Source organism: Sinomonas humi (assembly GCF_000802235.1).
GTDB lineage: Bacteria > Actinomycetota > Actinomycetes > Actinomycetales > Micrococcaceae > Sinomonas > Sinomonas humi.
Window position 1 is genome coordinate 18346 of sequence record NZ_JTDL01000089.1, and the last position, 18969, is coordinate 37314.

Consider the following 18969-nt stretch of genomic DNA (forward strand, 5'->3'; position numbering starts at 1 on the left):
GGAAGGAGTGCGCCGTGGTTCGGAAGCCCCGGGTCGTCGTGACCGACTTGGACCAGCCGTCGCTGGCGGAGGAGGAAGCGGTCAGCGCCGCCGAGGGGTTCGAACTCGTGCGGGCCGAGTGTCGCACTGAGGACGATGTCATCCGGGCCGGCGAGGGAGCCGACGCCCTGATCGTGCAGTACGCGCCGATCACTCGCGAGGTCTTCAAAGCCCTCCCGCATCTGAAGGTCGTGGCGCGGTACGGCGTCGGCGTCGACACTGTCGACCTCGAGGCCGCCACGGACTCCGGCGTCGCGGTCTGCAATGTGCCGGATTACGGTACCGAGGATGTGAGCGATCACGCGATCGCCCTCGCGCTTAGCCTCGCCCGCGGCGTCGTCGGTCTTGACCGCGAAATGCGCAGCGGCAACTACTCCCTCGCTCCCGTCCAGCCGCTGCACCGTGTTGCCGGACGCATCTTCGGCGTCGTCGGGCTCGGCCTCATCGGCGCCGCCACCGCGCGCAAGGCGCGCGGCGTCGGCTACGAGACCATTGGCTTCGACCCCGTCTTCGAGCCGGGGACGACGACGCCGGGGGGCACCGCCGTCGTGAGCTTCGACGACCTGATCCGCCGCGCCGATGTGATCTCGCTCCACGTGCCGCTCAATGCGCACACGCGTCACCTCATCAATGCCGACGTCCTCGCGGCCATGAAGCCGGGGGCCATCCTCGTCAACACGTGCAGGGGCGGCGTCGTCGACACGGAGGCGTTGGTTGAGGCACTGCGCTCGGGAGGCATCCGTGCCGCCGGGCTCGACGTCTTCGAGCAGGAGCCGCTACCGAAGGACAGCCCGCTCTTCGCGTTGCCCAACACCGTGCTCACGCCGCACGCGGCCTGGTACAGCGAGGAGTCGCAGGTTGAGCTCAAGCGGCGCACCGCGCAGAATGTCGCGGACGTGCTCGCGGGAAGAAAGCTCAGGAACATCGTGAACCCGGAGGTATTGGCATGACGACGACGAACGCAATGTCGAATACGCCAGAGGCCAAGGCGGCCCCACAGCTCGAGGCGAGCCGCAAGCCGGGCAGCGCGCCCGCAGTGTCGGCACCCGATGCGCGCGTCCCCGTGCGGCGCCAGCTGCCCAAGATCTCCGAGGTGCGCGAACTCCTACAGTTCCGTGCCCCCGTCCTTGACCCTGTCCGGCGTCGCCTCGAGGGCGCGCTCACGATCGATGATCTGCGCAAGATCAGCCGCCGGACCACGCCGCGCGCGGTCTTCGACTACGTCGACGGCGCCGCCGAATCCGAGGTCACGGCTCAGCGCAACCTAGCGGCGTTCCGGGACGTCAAGTTCGTGCCGGAGACCCTGAACTCGGTGGCCGAGCCCGACCTTTCGACGGAGCTTTTCGGCGAGCGCATCGCGTTCCCGCTCGTCTTCGCACCCACCGGCTACACGCGGATGATGCACCACGAGGGCGAGGCCGCCGTGGCCCGCGTCGCGGAGCGCAACGGCCTCCCTTACTCGCTCTCGACCGTCGGCACCACGACGATCGAAGAGGTGCGGGACGCCGCCCCGAACGGGCAGAACTGGTTCCAGCTCTACCTCACGAATGACGAGGCCCTCAACGAGGAGATGGTGGGCCGCGCGCTCGACGCGGGCTGCAAGACCGTGATTCTCACTGTCGACACCGCCGTGGCGGGCGGACGGCACAAGGACACGCGCAACGGCCTGACGATCCCGCCGTCGCTCACGGTGAAGACGTTCCTCGACATGTCGCGCTTCCCGTACTGGTGGTTCAACAAGCTCACGACGCCGCCGATCAACTTCGCGTTGCTCCGCGACTACCCGGGGACCTCGGCAGATGTCGCCGCGATGCTCTTCGATCCGGGGCTCAACTACGAGGATCTCGAGTGGCTGCGCAAGGCGTGGCCGCACAACCTCCTCGTCAAGGGCATTACCAATCCCCAGGATGCGGCGCGCGTCGTCGAACTCGGCGCTGACGGCGTCGTCGTCTCGAACCACGGCGGCCGGCAGCTCGACCGGACGCCAGCGACGCTCGATGTCCTTCCCGCGGTCCGCGACGCGGTCGGAAGCGAGGCGACCCTGCTGCTCGACAGCGGCGTACGGAACGGCCAGGACATCGTTGCGGCGATTGCCCGTGGGGCGGACGCTGTGATGATTGGGCGTGCATACCTGTACGGCCTCATGGCTGGCGGGGAGCGCGGGGTGGAGCGGGCCGTCGAGATCCTGCGGACCGAGTACCGCCGCGCGCTGCAGCTGCTCGGACTCAAGGAGACTCAGCAGATCTCGTCGCGCCACGTACGAGCGTAAGTTCGCGAAACCCGGCTTACCGCCGAAACCCCGGCTTACCGCCGAAACCCCGCGATAGCGGCAGGGGTTTCGGCGGCCGGCGGGGGTTTCGGCGCAGCGACGGTCAGGCACCAGCCTTGAGGACCGCGGCGATGCGTCGGCGCAGGCCGGCCTCGTCGAAGAGATCGCGCCACTCGATCCTGAGCAGGATCCAACCGCCTTCCATGAGCGCTCGTTCGCGCTTTCGCTCCCGTAGGAGTGCCTCGCCGGTCGGCTCGTACGCAAAGTACTTGATGTCGCCGTCGAACTCGATCCCGACCTTGAGTTTCACCCAGGCGAAGTCGAGGCGGTATCTTCCGAGCCGGGTGGAGACCTCGACCTGTTGATCGGGCATCTCGAAAGGCATGAGGGTGAGGAGATACCGGAGGAGGCTTTCCCCCGGGGATTCGCTCAGCTCCGAGGCCAGGCCCCAAGCGGCTCGTGCAGTTCGGATGCCTCTCTTGCCCTCCGCCGAGGCCAACAGGGCGTCGACCGCCTCACGGTCCGCTCCGAGCCTGAGCCCGTGGTCAAGCAGGATCTGTGCCTGGCCGCGCCGCATGATGCGAGCGGAATCGACGAGGGTTCGTTCGAGGGTGGTCGCCGGCAAGCCACGCAGGACGCACAGCTCGGAAGGGAGCAGCGTCCCGCTGTGGATCCTCACATCCTCTGCGCGGCCGCTCCGCCCGGGGCACCTTGGTGTTGTGACGTGGATGCTGCTGTCCACGTTCCAGAGGTGGAGGCCGTGGAGCCGGGCTGCGCTCACGTGGCTGTAGGCGTACGCCGCCTCCCTGCGCCGGGCGGCCTCCTCGTGATGAGCGGCCAAGACCATGAGGTGGCGCTCCTCCTCTGAGAGGCCGGTCCACGCAGCTGCTTCGTAGTAAGCACCTCGCCTGATTCTTGCTACAGCCCTTGCCTGTAGCAGCCGGTCGGCGGCCTTCGAGGAGCCAAAGCGATCGTTCAGCTGAGAGGTCAGCCACGGGCCAGGGTGGGGCAGCACGAGTTCCATGTGTTGAATCTGTCAGGGGCGGAGGGGGCAGCGCCGCACGGTCCGGCTCTATGTGGATAACTGCCGAGGCGATGGATGTCACGAGGCCTATGGGCGCCGCGATGTCACGAGGCCTATGGTCGCCGCGATGTCACGAGTCCCACGGGCGCCGCGATGTCACGAGGCCTATGGTCGCCGCGATGTCACGAGTCCCACGGGCGCCGCGATGTCACGAGGCCCACGACGACCGCCGAAACCCCTCGTTGTCGGCGGGGGTTTCGGCGGCTGACAGGGGTTTCGGCGGGAGAGAGGTGGGGCTGCCGGGGGTTTCGGCGGGTGGCGGGGGTTTCGGCGGGGGAGAGGTGGATCTGGCGGGGGTTTCGGTCGGGGAGTCTGCCACAGAGAGGCCGAACCATGCCCGCGTCGGTTAGGGTCGATGCAACCGACTCGTTCTCCGAAAGCAGGGGGAGCTATGCGCGCAGAATCGACCGTCGAGGGTCTCATGGGACCGCTCGAGCTTCTTTTCACGGGCACGATCTGGGCTGAAGGTCCAGTATGGGTCCCGTCGTCGCAGACCGTCCGATGGAGCGACATCCCCAACAACCGAATCCTCGAGTTCGAGCCATCGACCGGGCAGACACGCGAGTACGCCACAGGGGTGGAGTTCACGAACGGCCGCACGCTCGACGCCGATGGGAGCGTGGTGCAGTGCAGTCACGGCCGGCGCAGGGTCGAGCGGGACCGCGATGGCGTGGTGACCGCCGTCGTCGATTCCTTCGAAGGCAGGCGGCTCAACTCGCCGAACGACGTCGTCGTTGCGCGCGACGGCACGGTCTGGTTCACGGACCCGCCCTACGGCATCCTCCCAGGCACAAACGAGGGCCACGAGGGGGAGCAGGAGTACGGTGCTTGCTACGTCTTCCGGTGCGGGCCCGGAGGAGAGGACCTCACGCCGGTCGTGACCGACATGGTGCATCCGAACGGGCTCGCGTTCTCGCCGGACGAGTCCCTCCTTTACGTCGCCGACACCGCCGGTCTGCGTCACGACGTGCCGTTCCGCATCGCCGTCTATGACGTCGTCGGGGGCAGCTGCCGCAACGGCCGCACCTTCGTGGAGCTCGACGACGCTCACCCTTCCGACGGATTCCGAGTCGATGTCGAGGGCCGGGTTTGGACCTCGGCCGGACCCTCGGTGCGCGTCTACGCGCCCGACGGGGCGCTCCTCGCCGAAACTGAGTTGCCCGAGACGGTTTCCAACGTGTGCTTCGGCGGCCCGGACGGGCACGAGCTCTACATCACGGCCACGACGAGCCTCTACCGCCTGCGCACCACCACCCGCGACGCAGCCCAAGCCAGCCGCGTCGGATGAGGCGCCTGCTCGCGCTCCTCGTGCTGCCTCTGGTGCTGGGGCTCCTTGGCATGCACGCCGTGGCAGCGCATGCGATCGAGCCCGTCGAGGCCGCCGGTCAGACAGCTGCCGGCCAGACAGCTGCGGGCCAGACAGCTGCAGGCCACACAGCCGCGGGCCAGATCGCGAGCACAGGGACGGACGACGACGCGTGCCACCCCGGCTGCCCACCTTCCGGAGCAGAGCACCCCTCTGACTGCATCCCCGCCCCGGGAGCTCAAGCGCCCTCGGTGCCAGCCGTCGTCGTTCTCCTCCGCTCCGACGCCGTCCAGCCCGGACCCGTGGGCACTGCCCCCGTACACCCCGGCGCTCTGCGTGCCTCTGGCGCGCCCGAGCTCCACGACCTGTCGATCAGCCGGACGTAGGCCGAGGCCGCTCCCCGCCATCGATCCCCTGGACGCTGGCGCGCCCGCGTCCCTCCCATATCTCATCGACAGGAAGACCATGACCACTCTCCAGCACACCCATGCCCGCCGCCGTTCGCTCGGCCTGGCACTCCTCGCGGCGAGCTCCCTCGCGCTCGCAGGCTGCGGGGCGCCCGCCGCCGCACCGCCGTCGTCGTCCGCCCCTGCCGAGGCTCACGGCGCGCACTCGATGCCAAGCCCGTCAGCCTCTTTCAACAGCGCGGACGCGATGTTCGCGCAGATGATGGTCCCGCACCATGAGCAAGCGGTGGAGATGAGCGAGATCGTCCTCGCCAAGCCGGGGCTCGATCCACGCGTCGCCGCCCTCGCGCAGCAGATCAAGGCCGCGCAGGCTCCCGAGATTGCCACGCTCAAGAACTGGCTCGCCGCGTGGGGTCAGCCGGTGAGCATGGCGGACCATGATTCGGGCGGAGTCATGAGCGGGATGATGAGGGACGAGGATCTCGGTCAACTCCGCGCGGCGGATTCGGCGGTGGCCGCGAAGCTGTTCCTCACGCAGATGATCGCCCACCACGAGGGTGCCGTCCAGATGGCGCGGACGGAGACCGAGGCGGGCCAACACGGTGACGCGGTCGCGATGGCATCCGCGATCGTGACGTCGCAGAGCAAGGAGATCGACGAGATGAAGGCGATCCTCGCTCAGCCGTAGCCCTACTCCGCGTGGACGTCCCGCGGGGGAACGAGCGGGATCGCCGCGAGCGGCGCGGCGGCGACGAGGCAGAAGGCGAGCGGGTAGCCGAGCGAGGCCACGAGCGCGCCCACCGCGGGCCCCACGCCCGACGCCGCCATGAACTGCCCGGTGTTCTGCGCCCCGAGCGCCTTGCCCGACCACCGCGGTCCCGCAGCCTCTGCCACGGATGTGAACGCGAGGCCGTTGTCCGCAACGCTGACAATGGTGGCGATCACGAACGCCGCGACAGCGGCAACCCGTAGGGACGCCACATCCGTCGCGGCCGCCAGGCCCATGGTCATGGCGGCCGCGACAGCGACCCAGCGGAGGAGCCGCACCCGGCTGCCGAGCCGGTCGCTCCACACGCCAACCGCGATCCGGCCGAACGCGCCCACGACCTGAGCCGCGCTCACGACCGCGCCGGCCGAGACGCTGTCGAGACCGACGTCGGCGATGAGCCACACGAGGCCGAACGTCGAGAGTGTGAACTGGGGGACGACGAGCAGTACTGAGACCGCATGGATCCGCCACAGGAACGAGCCCGCGCGGTACGGGTTCGGCGTGCTCGCGGCCGCGCTGCGGGCCGGGGGCCGGGGCGGGTTCACGAGCCCGACCGCGCAGAGGATCGCGAGCACGGCGTTGAACACGAGCGGGAGGACCAGCGCCGCGCTCGTCCCGTGCCCCGCGGCGATCCACGGGACCGTGAGCGCCGCGACCGTCACGCCGAGCGGTTGGGCCATCTGCCGGATCCCCATGGCCAGCCCGCGCTGGCTCCGCGGGAACCAGCCGACGACGACGCGCCCGCTCGCCGCGTTGCTGCTCGCCGCGGCCGCGCCCCCGAGCAGACCGAAAGCGCCGAGCGCCGCGTAGCCCGGGACGAGGACGGCGCCGAGCGCGGCGAGTGCGGTCAGTCCGAGGCCCGCGGAGATCACCCAACGCTCGCCAACGCGGTCGGCGAGGGCGCCCCAGGCGATGAGGGTCAGGACCATGCCGACTGTCGGGGCCGCAGCGAGGAGGCCCGCCTGCGCGAGCGGAAGGCCACGTTCAGTGCTCAGCACGGGGATGAGGAAGGCCGGAGCGCTCACGAAGGCGGTTCCGGCAGTCTGCGCTCCGACGCCGAGCGCGAGCATGCGCCACGCCGTCCCGTTCGTAGTCTCCAGATTCGTCCCGTTGGCCATGCTGCGCCCCTTCCGCCACGGCCATCGTGCTCCTACGTCCACCAAGTGAGCATTTTCGTCTCACTATTCGGAAGGCAGATCAGCGGTGCGGCAGGTTTCGCCCTCGCCGCCGTCGCTTCGCCGCACTCCACGCGAGGTAGCCACCAAGGCCTCCGAGTGCGGTGAGGCCGGTCCGCATGAACGGCACGCGCCACCCCGTCCACCGCTCGCGGTCCAGTGAGACAAGATCCCCGATGCCGCGGATGAACGCAGCCGTGATCACCCCGGCCACAACGCGGTCGCCGATCTTCTCGGCGCGGATGAGGAGCGGTTCGAGTTCGGCGGCGCGCAGCCGCACCTCGAAGCCACCTGAATCGACGATCCGCACGAGCCCGTCCACGAGGTGCGGGAGATCTTCGACGAGGTCCATCGCCCCTAGCCCGGCATCCTTCAGCCCGTTGAGGAGCGCCTGCGGGGAGTGCCTCTCTATGAACAGCTCGACGACGTACGGCTGGAGCGCCTGGCTGAGCCGGAAGCCTGGGTCGAGGACGCGGCCCAGGCCCTCGGCCATGACCAACATCTTGGAGATCACGGCGATCTCCTCCGGCAGCTGCAGCCGGTGCGTCCGCACCACCGCGAGCAGCCGCTGCACAAGTCGCGCCGTGTCGAGATCCTGCAGATCCACTCGGTCGTAGAGCGAGATGAAGTCAGCGACGTCATCGGCCAGATCCGGGAGATCGGCTTCGTGGCTCCCGGCCGACATGTCGAGGAGCGTGCGCGCGAGCCGCCGGGCGTCCTTGCGGGCGACGGCGAGGAGCAGGCGGCTCAGCTGGTCGTGCAGCTGAGCGTCGATCTCCCCGACCATGCCGAAGTCGATGACCGCGATCGCCCCATCGGACTGCACGAACATGTTGCCGGGGTGCGGATCCGCGTGGAAGAAAGCGTCGTGGAAGATCATTTGGGCGAGCGCGCTGGCCGCGTTGAGCGCGAGCGCAGAACGGTCGAAGCCGGCTGCGTCCAAGGCCTCGACGTCGTTGATCTTGAGGCCCTCGACCCGCTCGAGCGTGAGCATGCGGGACGTCGTCGTCCCCCAGAAGACGCGGGGGATCCGGATGTCAGGGCTCTCCGCGAAGTTCGCGGCGAAGCGCTCGGCGTTGCGGGCCTCTTGGAGGTAGTCGAGTTCCGCGAGGATCGTGCGGCCGAACTGCTCGACGAGGCCCACGAGGTTGTAGTCGGCCGCAGCGGACCACTGGCGGCTCGCCGACGATGCGAGGTTTCGCAGGATCTCGAGGTCTTCGCGGATCCGGTCCACGGCGCCCGGCTTCCTGACCTTCACGACCACGCGCGTCCCGTCCGCGAGGCGGGCGCCGTGGACCTGGCCGATGGACGCGCTCGCTATCGCTTCGTCGTCGAACGTCGCGAACGCCTCCTCGGCGTCGACGCCCAGTTCCTCGCGGACGACGGCGCGGATTTCCTCCGCGGGGATCGGCGGCACCGCGTCCTGCAGCTTGGCGAGCTCTGCCTGATACGCCTCGGGCACGAGGTCTGGCCGGGTGGAAAGGATCTGCCCGAGCTTCATGAACGTGGGCCCGAGTTCCTCGAGCGCGAGGCGAAGATGCTCGGGCCCCCCGGCCGTGGCGTCGACGGCGTCGCCGAGGAGGTTCGTGGGCGACCAGCGGCCGAGGCCGGTCGCGTGGAGGAGGTGCCCGAGCCCGTGGCGGGTCAGGACCTCGCCGATCTGGGCGTAGCGTGCGGCGCGAGAGCCGGAGATTCCGAAGGCCATGGTCTACTCCGGGAGTCTTCCGGCGAGGCCGTCGAGGACGGGTTGGCGGCCCAGCTCGACGTGGGACGCGGCGAGCGATTCAGCGAGCTGCGTTCGGCCGGCGAGGATGGCTTCCCGCAGTTCGTCGTGCTCGATCGTGTTGAGCTCGACAGGCCGGCTCACGCCCAAGCCGAAGATCCAGCGGGTCAGGCCTTGGAGGGGGCGGAGGGATCGAGCCAGGAGTCGGTGGCCCGCGACATTGACGATCTCGGCGTGGAACTCCGTGTTGAGGTCCGAGGCCAGCTCGTCGTCGCCCGCCGCCGTGGCCTCCTTGGCGAGCTTGAGCAGCTCGCTCAACCGACCGCCGTCGGCCCCTGCTGCGACGCGCTCTGCGGCGCGCCGGGCCGCGAAGGATTCGAGGATCACTCGGAGGTCGAAGAGCTCCTCGACGTCGGTGAGGGTCAGTTGCCGGACGACGGCGCCCCGCCGCGGCGCGGTGACGATGAACCCGTCCTGCTCGAGCCGGTGCAGGGCCTCCCGCACGGGAATCCGCGAGACGCGGTGCTGTTCAGATAGTTCCCGCTCGCGCAGGCGCTGTCCCGGGGCGAGCCTTCCGGCGACGATGTCCTCGAGGATGAGCTGGTAGACGTGGCTCGCAAACGCCTCCTCGGGGGCGGCCTGCTCAGGGGTCTCCATGAGGGAGACAATACCGGGGCTGCGGTCGAGGGTCGCTGATGCGAGAGCGGACGTTTGACGCGAAGGCGCAGGTTTAGCCCCAGAGAGCACGTTTGACGGTGCTGAAACGTGCGCCCTCGGAGGAAACGTGCGCCTTCGCCTTACGGCTTCTTGGGAGGCGCTCCGGGACGAAACCAGTAGCGCTGAGGCATGAAAAACCAGAAGAGGAACACGATGGCCAAGAGCATCAGGCTGAATAGGTCGGGTTGCGGAGTGGTTTCCCTGGTGAGAAACCAAAGCAGCCATTGAGCTGACCAAACGCCTCCGACACAGGCCAGATATGTACATGCTCTGCCCCCGATGGTTCCGGGTGTCTTCGCGTCGCGGAGGCGGAACGTCATCACGTGCTCCTTCATCTGCAGGCGTCGTCCCAGTTGATCCTCATTCCGGCGGACCAAGCTACCGCCCCACAGGCGGCACCCACGATACCGAAGCTCATGGCTCCCAACGAGTTCCGCCCTGGTTCTGCGTGGCAGGGCCCGGGGAATCTAGGGGCCCACGGATAGCGAGATAGGTGGCGGAGTTTGCGGCGTCTAGGGGGCGGGAGGCCTACGCCCGACGTTCCGCGACTCCCCGTCAAGGCGGCCGGCTGGCCAGCCAGGGCGCTCCGCTTCTCGGATCGTCCAGGTGCGGCGGTAGGCGACGCCGGAAGTTAGGGCGTAGTCGCGAAAACGAAACCCTTCGTTCAGATTCCGATGGTCTCATTCACCCTGCACCCTCCATCCATCCACCCTCGTGAGAAAGAACTGAATATGGGGAACTCCAAGTGGAGAGCGTCGATTGCGCTCTTCGCGGTGGCCGTCGTGTCACCGCTTCTGCCGACGCTGCCGGCATCTGCCGCCGAGCAGCCGCCCGGCGTCGTCATCAATGAGGCCTACGTCAACGGCGGAAGCGCCGGCGCAGCCTACAAGAACAAGTTCGTCGAGCTCTACAACAGTTCGCCCCAAGACGTGAGTCTGGACGGCTGGTCGCTCCAGTACAGGCCCGCCACGGGGACCGGCGCAGCCTCTGGAGTCGCAAGCCTGACAGGGAAAATCATCAAGCCGCACGGCTATCTGCTCGTCCAAGGCGGCTCGAACGGCGCCGCGGGGGCGGAACTGCCGTCGGCGGATGTCAACGCTCCCAGCTTCAATCCTGCCGCCGGCGGCGGCACGATCGTCCTGGCCCGAAGTGCGAACGCCCTAACGCTGCCGATCGGGAGCGTGACGGGCAATGCGAGCGTCGTAGATCTTCTCGGCTACGGCAGTTCGAACACCTTCGAGACGGCGCCGGCCAGCGCCCCCTCCGGAACGGGCGATCCCCGCGGCCTGAGCCGAACGGGTGGCCGCGACACCGACAACAACCAGGGCGATTTCTCGCTCAGCACTGCGGTCACACCCCAAAACATGACCTCGGACGGCGGGACGGACCCAGACCCGGACTCGGGCGGCACGGCCCCGGGCGCCAACCCTGCCGTCAAGGTCATCTCCGACATCCAGGGACCCGGAACCCAGAGCCCGTTTGTCGGCCAGACCATGACGACGCGCGGCAAGGTCACCGCGGTCTTCCCCACGGGTGGTTTCAACGGCTACTACATCCAGACGCCCGGCTCCGGGGGAATCCCGGCGGCTGAGCGAACCGCTTCCGATGCGATCTTCGTCTACTCTCCGGCCACGGTCGGCTCAGTGCACCGAGGGGACTATGTCGAAATCACCGGCAACGTGAGCGAGTACTTCGACCTCACGCAGGTGAGTGTCAGCGCGGGCGGCCTGAAGATCCTGTCCGAACCGGTGCCAGAGGTGAAGCCGACCGCTTTTAACCTCCCCCTAGCCGAAGCCGCGAAGGAAGCACTCGAAGGCATGCTCGTAACACCCGAGGGCGCCTACACGGTCACGGACAACTATTCGCTCAACAACTATGGAGAGGTCGGCCTCGCCGCGGGGACAAGCCCTCTCGTGACGCCGACCGCCGTTGCGCCCTATGGCTCGCCCGAGTACACAGCCACGACGCAGGCCAACGCAGCCAAGAAGATCGTGCTCGATGACGGGGCGTCGACGAACTTCCTCAAGGACGCGGCGACGAAGGCCCAGCCGCTCCCGTACCTCACCGCCACGGATCCGGTCCGGGTGGGATCGCCCGTGACCTTCACGTCGGACGTGGTGCTCGACTGGCGCAACAGCGCGTGGAAGTTCGAGCCGCTCGAGCAGCTCACGCCGTCGAACGCGGCGACGGTCCAGCCCGCACACTTCGGGAACACGCGTCCCTCAGCGCCGGCCTCCGTGGGCGGCAACGTCAAGCTCGCAACGTTCAACGTGCTCAACTACTTCCCGACGACGGGCGATCAGCTCACGGGCTGCACGTACTACACAGACCGGGCCGGCCAGCCGGTCACGGTTCGTGACGGCTGCGACGCGCGCGGCGCGGCGAATCAGGAGAACTTCCTCCGTCAGCAGGCCAAGATCGTGGCGGCGATCAACGCATCCGGTGCTGACGTCGTCTCGCTCGAGGAGATCGAGAACTCCGCGAAGTTCGGGAAGCCGCGCGACGCCGCCCTCTCGAATCTGGTCGACGCTCTCAACGCGGCGGCACCCGGAACGTGGGCGTTCGTGCCCAGCCCCGCCAACGTCCCCGCGTCAGAGGACTTCATCCGGACGGCGTTCATCTACCGTCCGGGCGCCGTCGAGCCGGCGGGCTCCTCGGCGATCCTTGACGACGCCGCGTTCACGGGTATCGCACGCCAGCCCCTTGCCCAGGCATTCAGGGCGGCCGGCGCGGGTGATGGGACGAAGTTCCTCGCGATCGTGAACCACTTCAAGTCGAAGGGCTCTGCGGCGACGCCGGACGACACGGACCAAGGCCAGGGTGCGTCGAACCTAGCGCGTACGGCGCAGGCGAAGGCCCTCGTGAGCTTCGCGGACTCGATGAAGAAGGAGGCAGGTACCGACCGGGTATTCCTCGTCGGCGACTTCAACGCCTACGCGTTCGAGGATCCGATGAACGTCCTCAAGGGCGCGGGCTACGTGGACCAGTCATCGCGCACGGGCGACAAGCAGTCGTACGCGTTCGGCGGCATGGTCGGCTCGCTCGACCATGTGCTCGCGTCGCCTGCCGCGGATGCGCTCGTCACCGGGGCCGACATCTGGAACATCAACTCAGTGGAATCCGTGGCCTTCGAGTACAGCCGCTACAGCTACAACGCCACGAGCTACTACGCGCCGGACCAGTTCCGCGCGTCCGACCATGATCCGTTCGTCGTGGGGCTCAATCTCACGGAGGCGCCGACCGAGGCAGACGTTCGGTTCGTCAATCTGAACGACTTCCACGGACGGATCGACGGGAACACCGTGAAGTTCGCAGGGACGGTCGAGCAGCTCAAGGCAGATGCTCCGGGAGGGAACGCTGTGTTCCTCTCCGCCGGTGACAACATCGGGGCCTCGCTCTTCGCTTCTGCGAGCCAGGACGACCAGCCGACGATCGACGTCCTCAACGCCCTCGGGCTCTCGGCGAGCGCGGTGGGCAACCACGAGTTCGACCGCAGCTTCTCGGACCTTACTGGGCGCGTGGTCAACGGCGGTGCGAACTCGAAGTTCCCCTATCTCGGAGCGAACGTCTACGAGAAGGGGACGACGACGCCGGCTCTCCCCGAATACTCGATCGTCACCTCCGGGGGGCTCAAGATCGGGGTCGTCGGGGTCGTGACGCAGGAGACGCCCGCGCTCGTCTCGCACGGCGGGATAGCGGACCTCGACTTCGGCGACCCGACCGACGCAGTCAACCGCGTCGCTGCGAAGCTCAAGGCCGAGGGGCTTGCTGACGTGATCGTCGCCGAGTACCACGACGGCGCCGGTGCGGGCACGCCCGAAGGGGCGAGCCTCGAGCAGGAGGTCGCTGCCGGCGGCCCATTCGCCAAGCTCGTCACGCAGACGACGGCAGACGTCGCGGCAATCTTCACGGGCCACACCCACAAGCAATACGCGTGGGACGCACCCGTTCCCGGCCAGCCGGGCAAGACCCGGCCCGTACTGCAGACGGGAAGTTATGGAGAGAACGTCGGCCTGGTCGATCTCAAGGTGGACCGGGGGACCAAGCAGGTCGTGAGCTACTCGCAGTCGAACGTGAAGCGCGCGACGACCGCGGATGCCGAGCTCGTGGCAAAGTACCCACGGGTCGCAGAGGTCAAGGCGATCGCGGACCGTGCTCTCGCCAAGGCCGCGGAGATCGGCAACCAGCCGATCGGCAAGGTCACCGCGGACATCACGACCGCGTTCTCCGGAGGCAACCGCGACGATCGCGCCAACGCCTCGACGCTCGGCGGCCTCGTTGCCGATGCGCTCCTTGCCTCGCTCGAGGATCCCGCGCTGGGCGGCGCGGAAATCGGGGTCGTGAATCCGGGCGGCCTCCGCGGCGAGCTCTACTACGCGCCCGACGGCACGATCACGTACGCCGAGGCGAACGCGGTCCTGCCGTTCGTCAACAATCTCTGGACCACCTCGCTCACGGGCGCTCAGGTCAAGACGATGCTCGAACAGCAGTGGCAGCGCCAAGCTGACGGGTCAGTCCCGAGCCGGCCATATCTCCAGCTCAGCCTCTCGAAGAACCTCGTGTACACGTTCGACTCGACGCGGCCGGAAGGCGATCGGGTCACTTCGGTCCGGGTCAACGGGCAGCCGATTGATCCGCAGCGTTCGTATCGTGTGGGGACGTTCAGCTTCCTCGCACAGGGAGGCGACAACTTCCATGTCTTCAAGCAGGGCTCCGGGACGCGTGACTCGGGGCTCATCGACCGTGACGCATGGATCGCCTACCTCAAGGCCTCCTCGCCGGTCTCGCCGGACTTCGCCAAGCGCAGCGCGGAGGTTCAGGGAGCGCCGTCAAGCGTCGCGGCCGGGCAGCGGATCTCGATCGCCGTAGGCAGTCTCGACCTGACATCCTTGGGCAGCCCGACGAACACGCAGGTCTCGCTGACGTACTACCCTGCAACCGGAAGCCCGCAGTTCGTCGGTACGTTCCAAGCAACGGGCGGAAAGGCCCAGCTGGACTTCGCGGTCGGCCGGTACCCGCAGGGCGGGAAGTACGTCGTTTCCGCCCTTGAGTCTGGGACAACCGCGACGCTGCCCATCTCGGTGCCTGTGGTCGATCTTCCGCCGCAGTGCCGGGCGCTCGAGGACCAGATCGCCACGGAGGGGATGAGCCCGCACAGCCCCAAGGCCTATGAAGCACTGAAGCGCAACTATGCGCGGCTCTGCAGCTAGAAGCGCTTCCTAACGCAGGCCCCGTTGCCCCGTCAGCTCCTGCCGATTTGAATCTGCAGGAGCCGGCGGGGCAATTGCATCTGCACGAGCGGGGAGGGCGCCAATTGTGACCCCCGTCATATCCTGACTGGGACGAGTAAGCGATCCGTCTAAGCGAAAGGCCATCCCATGACCGATCTCCTCGACGAGCAAGAGTCCCGGAACCAGCCGAGTGAGGCGTCCCTCCGCGAGCGGATCGCTCGCCTGATCCTCGAGGAGAAGGTCCGCCTCCTCACCGGCAGCTCGTTCTGGTCCATCGAGGCCGAACCCAAGGCCGGGTTCCGCCGCTTCGTCGTCTCGGACGGACCGGTCGGGGTCCGCGGCGAGACCTGGGACGATCGCGACTGGTCCGCCAACGGCCCCTCGCCCACGGCCATCGCAGCGACGTGGGATCCCGAGCTCGTCGAGCGGATCGGCCACGCGATGGGTGCCGAGGCGCGACGCAAGGGCGTCGACGTCATTCTTGCCCCGACCGTGAACCTGCACCGCACGCCTGTCGGCGGCCGCCACTTCGAGTGCTACTCCGAGGACCCGCTGCTCACAGGTGCGATCGGCGCCGCCTGGGTGCGCGGCGTGCAGGGCCAGGGCGTGGGCACGTGCGTCAAGCACTTCGTCGCGAACGATCAGGAGACCGAGCGCATGGGCGTCGACAACATTGTCGACGAGCGCACCCTCCGCGAGCTGTATCTCGCGCCATTCGAGCGGATCGAGCGCGAGGCGCAGCCGTGGTCCTACATGGCCGCGTACAACAAGGTCAACGGAACGTCGATGACCGAGTCCCCCCTCCTCGACGATGTCCTCAAGGGAGAGTGGGCTTCCGACGCACTCGTCATGTCCGATTGGTTCGCGACCCGTTCCACAGAAGAGTCGGCCAATGCGGGCCTCGACCTCGTGATGCCGGGCCCCGACTCGCCCTGGGGCCAGGCGCTCGTCGACGCGGTCCGCGCGGGCAGGGTCGACGAGGCGAAGATCGACGAGAAGCTGCTCCGCCTGTTCCGACTCGCCGCACGCACTGGCAAACTCGAGGGCTTCGATGGCACCGAGGCCCAGCCCGTCTCCGAGGAGCAGATGGACGGTCTCCTCCGCGAAGCCGCCGCTGCCGGGTTCGTGCTGGTCAAGAACGACGACGACGTCCTCCCGCTTCGGGACGTGACCTCGCTCGCGGTAGTCGGCCCCAACGCCGTGCGGGGCCGCATTGCGGGCGGCGGCTCGGCGTCCGTCATGCCGAAGCACGTGGTGCATCCGGCCGAGGCCCTGACCGCAGCGCTCCCAGACGCCACCGTCCGCACGGCGCTCGGCGCGCGGTCCACCGAGCGCGTCGGCATCCTCGAGGGCTCCGCCGCCCAACTGCCCGACGGCTCGGGGAGCGGCATGCTCGTCGAATTCCCCGACGCGGACGGCGCCGTCCTCGCGAGCGAGCAGCGGCGCATCGGGCAGTTCGTGTGGATGGGCGACTTCGCGCCGGGCATTCCCGCAGATCGCGTCGCCACTGTACGGACGACGACGCGCGTCACCGCCCGGGACTCCGGCACCCACCGCTTGGGGGCGTCCGGGGTCGGCCACATCACCGTTGCGCTCGACGGCGAGGTCGTGGCGGACGAGAATGTCCGGCTCCGCGAGGGCGCCGACATCGTCGAGGGCCTCATGCTGCCGCCTCAGCTCCTCGTCGAGCGCGAGCTGGGGGAGGGCGAGTCAGTGCTCCTCACGACGACGTTCTCCGCCGTCGCGGACCCGGTCACCGGCGCCCATTTCTGGGCGACGCTCGTCAACGGGGAAGGTCCGCACGGCACTGACGACGAGGAGATCGCAGCCGCCGTCGAACTCGCACGCTCCTCGGACGCCGCCGTCGTGGTCGTTGGCACGACTGAAGAGGTCGAGTCGGAAGGCTACGACCGAGAGTCCCTCGCCCTCCCGGGGCGGCAGGACGAGCTTGTCGAAGCAGTGATCGAAGCGAACCCGAACACGGTCGTCGTCGTCAATGCGGGCGCACCCGTCCTCATGCCGTGGCTCGAGAAGGCGAAGGCCGTGCTCCTCGTGTGGTTCCCCGGCCAGCAGATGGGCGCGGCGCTCGCGGACGTCCTGACGGGAGCCGTGGAGCCCGGGGGCCATATGCCGACAACGTGGCCGGCGGAGGGGGCCATCGTCCAACCCCAGAACATTCCTGCGGACGGCACGGTGCGCTACGACGAGGGTCTCGATATCGGGTACAAGGCGTATCTGCGGCGTGGAATCGAGCCAGCGGTCCCCTTCGGCCATGGCCTCGGCTACACGACGTGGCGTCTCTCGGAAGCCGAGGTCCGGGGTGAGACGGTGAGCGTGAGCGTCACGAACAGCGGTGACCGGGCTGGCGCCCAGGTCGTCCAGGTCTACGTCTCGCGGCCGGACTCCGCCGTCGAACGCCCGGCGGCGTGGCTCGCAGCGTTCGCGAAAGTGGCGCTCGGGCCGGGGGAGACCCGCCGCATCGAGATCCCGATCCCGGACAGGGCCTTCGAGCATTGGGACTCCGACGCCCACGCGTGGGCCGTCGAGCCGGGCGAATTCACCGTCGAGGTGGGGGCATCGGTCGCTGACCGCACACGAGCGGGTTTCGTGCGGCGTTGACCGGTAGGGTTCGCGCAGCTCGTCACGGACGCGACGTTCCGGTTGCCGATGGTGTCCTGGGCATCGTCGCGTCCTGCGCCCACCTGGCTGTACGACTATCGGTACGCCGCTCCCGGCATTGGGCTGGCACTCCACTACGCGGAGCTGCCCTTCGTATGGGACCACCTCGGATTACTCTGAGTCCGGGCGCCACCTCTGCACCGAGGTGGCCATGACAGCCGGGAGCCACTCATGAGCGCAGACGCCTCGCCGCAGCCCGTTCCCCAGTCTGCGCTCGCCGAGCCAGTCGAGCGTGCCGGGCCATTGTGGATCACGGGTCTCGTGCTCGTGAACGTGGGCATCAATGCCGCGTTCTTCGGCCCGATCCAGGTCCTCCTCGGCCTCCAGGCGCAGGCATTCGACCCGGGCCAGAAGGAAGCGATCCTTGCGCTCATCACGGGTGCGGGTGCAGGCGTGTCCCTCGTGGCCAATCCGCTCTTCGGCGCGTTCTCGGACCGCACGTGGAGCCGGTTCGGCCGCCGTCGTCCGTGGGTGCTGATCGGGGCACTGCTCGGCACGGTCGCGCTCGTCGCGCTTGCCGGTGCGCCCAATGTCGCCGCGGCGACCGCCCTGTGGTGCCTCGTCCAGCTGGGGGCCAATGGCGCCTACGCGGCCATTACGGCCGCTGTTCCCGACCGGGCACCCGTCGAGCAGCGCGGGACCGTCGGCGGCCTCGCAGCCATGGGCCAGACCGCCGGGATCCTCCTCGGGGCGGTGATCGCCGCCGTCGTCTCCGGAAATTTCGCCCTCGGCTACGTGATCTGCGGGGTGGCCCTCATGGTCGGCGTCGTGCTCTATCTCACGACGGCGGCTGACGATCCCCTTCCGCGGACAGCTGTTCCGCCCTTCTCGCTCGGCCGGTTCCTCGCCGGGTTCTGGGTCAATCCGGCCCGGTACCCGGATTTCGCCTGGGCGTGGATCACGCGCCTGCTCGTCAACGTAGGCAACCACATGGTCACGCTCTATCTGCTGTTCTTCCTCACAGACGCCGTGCGGCTCAAGCAGACCGAGGGCATCGACCCGGCAACCGGCGTGCTCATCCTCACCGGCCTCTACGCCGTGTTCGTCATCATCACGAGCGTGATCGGCGGGAAGCTCTCGGATCGAATGGGACGGCGGAAGCCCCTTGTCATCGGCTCGTCGGTCATCATCGCGATCGCATCCCTCACGATCGGGTTCTTTCCGATGTGGCCCGGTGCGATTGTCGGCGCGTGCATCCTGGGCATCGGCTTCGGCACGTATCTCGCCGTCGACTTCGCGCTCATCACCCAGGTCCTCCCGAAAGCCAGCGATCGCGGCAGGGATCTCGGCGTCATCAACATCGCGAACTCACTCCCGCAGGTCATCGCCCCGCTCATCGCCTACCCGTTCGTCGCGTACTGGGGCGGCTACATCTCGCTCTACGTAGCCGCGGCCGTGATCGGCCTGCTCGGGGCGGTCTTCGTGACCCGCATCCGCTCCGTGGAGTGAACCCAGCACGGTGCCTTCAGGCTCTGGCGCTATAGTTGGGGGGACCCATTGCGCCATGAGCCGGGGCGCAGCCATGGGTCCGAACCGTTGCCGGACGACCGCCGGAAAGAGGTTGCTGCGA

At 68.3% G+C, this 18969-nt stretch carries 12 protein-coding genes; 8 read left to right on the forward strand and 4 right to left on the reverse strand.

Going from position 1 to position 18969, the window contains the following annotated elements:
- The first annotated feature begins 14 nt into the window (after nucleotides 1-14).
- Both LK10_RS07550 and LK10_RS07555 read left to right on the forward strand, forming a co-directional pair.
- Complete coding sequence (locus tag LK10_RS07550; RefSeq protein WP_043121890.1) at nucleotides 15-989, forward strand: C-terminal binding protein; 975 nt, start codon at nucleotides 15-17, stop codon at nucleotides 987-989.
- Nucleotides 986-2308 (forward strand): alpha-hydroxy acid oxidase, encoded by a 1323-nt coding sequence (locus LK10_RS07555; protein WP_231567678.1) that lies wholly within the window; start codon nucleotides 986-988, stop codon nucleotides 2306-2308. Before LK10_RS07550 ends, LK10_RS07555 begins: the two co-directional genes overlap by 4 nt.
- 103 nt (nucleotides 2309-2411) lie before the next feature.
- Here the strand turns inward: LK10_RS07555 and LK10_RS07560 are convergent, their stop codons facing one another.
- A complete protein-coding gene (locus tag LK10_RS07560; RefSeq protein ID WP_043121892.1) occupies nucleotides 2412-3332 on the reverse strand; it encodes a hypothetical protein in 921 nt (306 codons plus the stop codon).
- Between the two features lie 451 nt (nucleotides 3333-3783).
- Between LK10_RS07560 and LK10_RS07565 the strand changes: the two genes are divergently transcribed.
- The 3 genes from LK10_RS07565 (at nucleotide 3784) to LK10_RS07575 (ending at nucleotide 5793) form a co-directional block, all read left to right on the forward strand.
- Entirely contained in the window at nucleotides 3784-4680 is an 897-nt protein-coding gene (locus LK10_RS07565; RefSeq protein WP_043121895.1) for an SMP-30/gluconolactonase/LRE family protein, read from the forward strand.
- Nucleotides 4677-5084, forward strand: coding sequence for a DUF6153 family protein (locus LK10_RS07570; RefSeq protein WP_043121898.1), 408 nt, complete (start codon nucleotides 4677-4679; stop codon nucleotides 5082-5084). The genes LK10_RS07565 and LK10_RS07570 overlap by 4 nt, the downstream gene beginning before the upstream one ends.
- Before the next feature lie 79 nt (nucleotides 5085-5163).
- Nucleotides 5164-5793: a DUF305 domain-containing protein gene (locus tag LK10_RS07575; protein ID WP_052207080.1), complete on the forward strand. Its 630-nt coding sequence runs from the start codon at nucleotides 5164-5166 to the stop codon at nucleotides 5791-5793.
- Nucleotides 5794-5795: 2 nt separating this feature from the next.
- Here the strand turns inward: LK10_RS07575 and LK10_RS07580 are convergent, their stop codons facing one another.
- From LK10_RS07580 to LK10_RS07590, 3 genes are all read right to left on the reverse strand, one after another.
- On the reverse strand, nucleotides 5796-6992 hold the full coding sequence (locus tag LK10_RS07580; RefSeq protein WP_043121901.1) for an MFS transporter: 1197 nt from the start codon (nucleotides 6990-6992) through the stop codon (nucleotides 5796-5798).
- Between the two features lie 79 nt (nucleotides 6993-7071).
- A complete protein-coding gene (locus tag LK10_RS07585; protein ID WP_043121904.1) occupies nucleotides 7072-8754 on the reverse strand; it encodes an ABC1 kinase family protein in 1683 nt (560 codons plus the stop codon).
- A 3-nt stretch (nucleotides 8755-8757) separates the two neighbouring features.
- Nucleotides 8758-9429, reverse strand: coding sequence for a GntR family transcriptional regulator (locus tag LK10_RS07590; protein WP_043121906.1), 672 nt, complete (start codon nucleotides 9427-9429; stop codon nucleotides 8758-8760).
- Nucleotides 9430-10220: 791 nt separating this feature from the next.
- On the opposite strand from LK10_RS07590, the gene LK10_RS07600 reads away from it, so the two are divergent.
- The 3 genes from LK10_RS07600 to LK10_RS07610 all read left to right on the forward strand — a co-directional run bounded on the left by LK10_RS07600 (nucleotide 10221) and on the right by LK10_RS07610 (nucleotide 18848).
- The gene (locus LK10_RS07600; RefSeq protein WP_052207081.1) at nucleotides 10221-14699 is read left to right on the forward strand and encodes an ExeM/NucH family extracellular endonuclease; all 4479 of its coding nucleotides are present in this window, start codon (nucleotides 10221-10223) and stop codon (nucleotides 14697-14699) included.
- 168 nt (nucleotides 14700-14867) lie between these two features.
- The gene (locus LK10_RS07605) at nucleotides 14868-17339 is read left to right on the forward strand and encodes a beta-glucosidase family protein (protein WP_043121908.1); all 2472 of its coding nucleotides are present in this window, start codon (nucleotides 14868-14870) and stop codon (nucleotides 17337-17339) included.
- 231 nt (nucleotides 17340-17570) lie between these two features.
- Complete coding sequence (locus LK10_RS07610) at nucleotides 17571-18848, forward strand: MFS transporter (RefSeq protein WP_043121910.1); 1278 nt, start codon at nucleotides 17571-17573, stop codon at nucleotides 18846-18848.
- Nucleotides 18849-18969: the final 121 nt, after the last annotated feature.

What these genes read in the sequence shown, in the direction of transcription:
- LK10_RS07555 (WP_231567678.1), top strand. Translation starts at nt 986, where the DNA reads ATGACGACGACGAACGCAATGTCGAATACGCCAGAGGCCAAGGCGGCC.
- LK10_RS07560 (WP_043121892.1), bottom strand. Translation starts at nt 3,332, where the DNA reads ATGGAACTCGTGCTGCCCCACCCTGGCCCGTGGCTGACCTCTCAGCTG.
- LK10_RS07565 (WP_043121895.1), top strand. Translation starts at nt 3,784, where the DNA reads ATGCGCGCAGAATCGACCGTCGAGGGTCTCATGGGACCGCTCGAGCTT.
- LK10_RS07570 (WP_043121898.1), top strand. Translation starts at nt 4,677, where the DNA reads ATGAGGCGCCTGCTCGCGCTCCTCGTGCTGCCTCTGGTGCTGGGGCTC.
- LK10_RS07575 (WP_052207080.1), top strand. Translation starts at nt 5,164, where the DNA reads ATGACCACTCTCCAGCACACCCATGCCCGCCGCCGTTCGCTCGGCCTG.
- LK10_RS07580 (WP_043121901.1), bottom strand. Translation starts at nt 6,992, where the DNA reads ATGGCCAACGGGACGAATCTGGAGACTACGAACGGGACGGCGTGGCGC.
- LK10_RS07585 (WP_043121904.1), bottom strand. Translation starts at nt 8,754, where the DNA reads ATGGCCTTCGGAATCTCCGGCTCTCGCGCCGCACGCTACGCCCAGATC.
- LK10_RS07590 (WP_043121906.1), bottom strand. Translation starts at nt 9,429, where the DNA reads ATGGAGACCCCTGAGCAGGCCGCCCCCGAGGAGGCGTTTGCGAGCCAC.
- LK10_RS07600 (WP_052207081.1), top strand. Translation starts at nt 10,221, where the DNA reads ATGGGGAACTCCAAGTGGAGAGCGTCGATTGCGCTCTTCGCGGTGGCC.
- LK10_RS07605 (WP_043121908.1), top strand. Translation starts at nt 14,868, where the DNA reads ATGACCGATCTCCTCGACGAGCAAGAGTCCCGGAACCAGCCGAGTGAG.
- LK10_RS07610 (WP_043121910.1), top strand. Translation starts at nt 17,571, where the DNA reads ATGAGCGCAGACGCCTCGCCGCAGCCCGTTCCCCAGTCTGCGCTCGCC.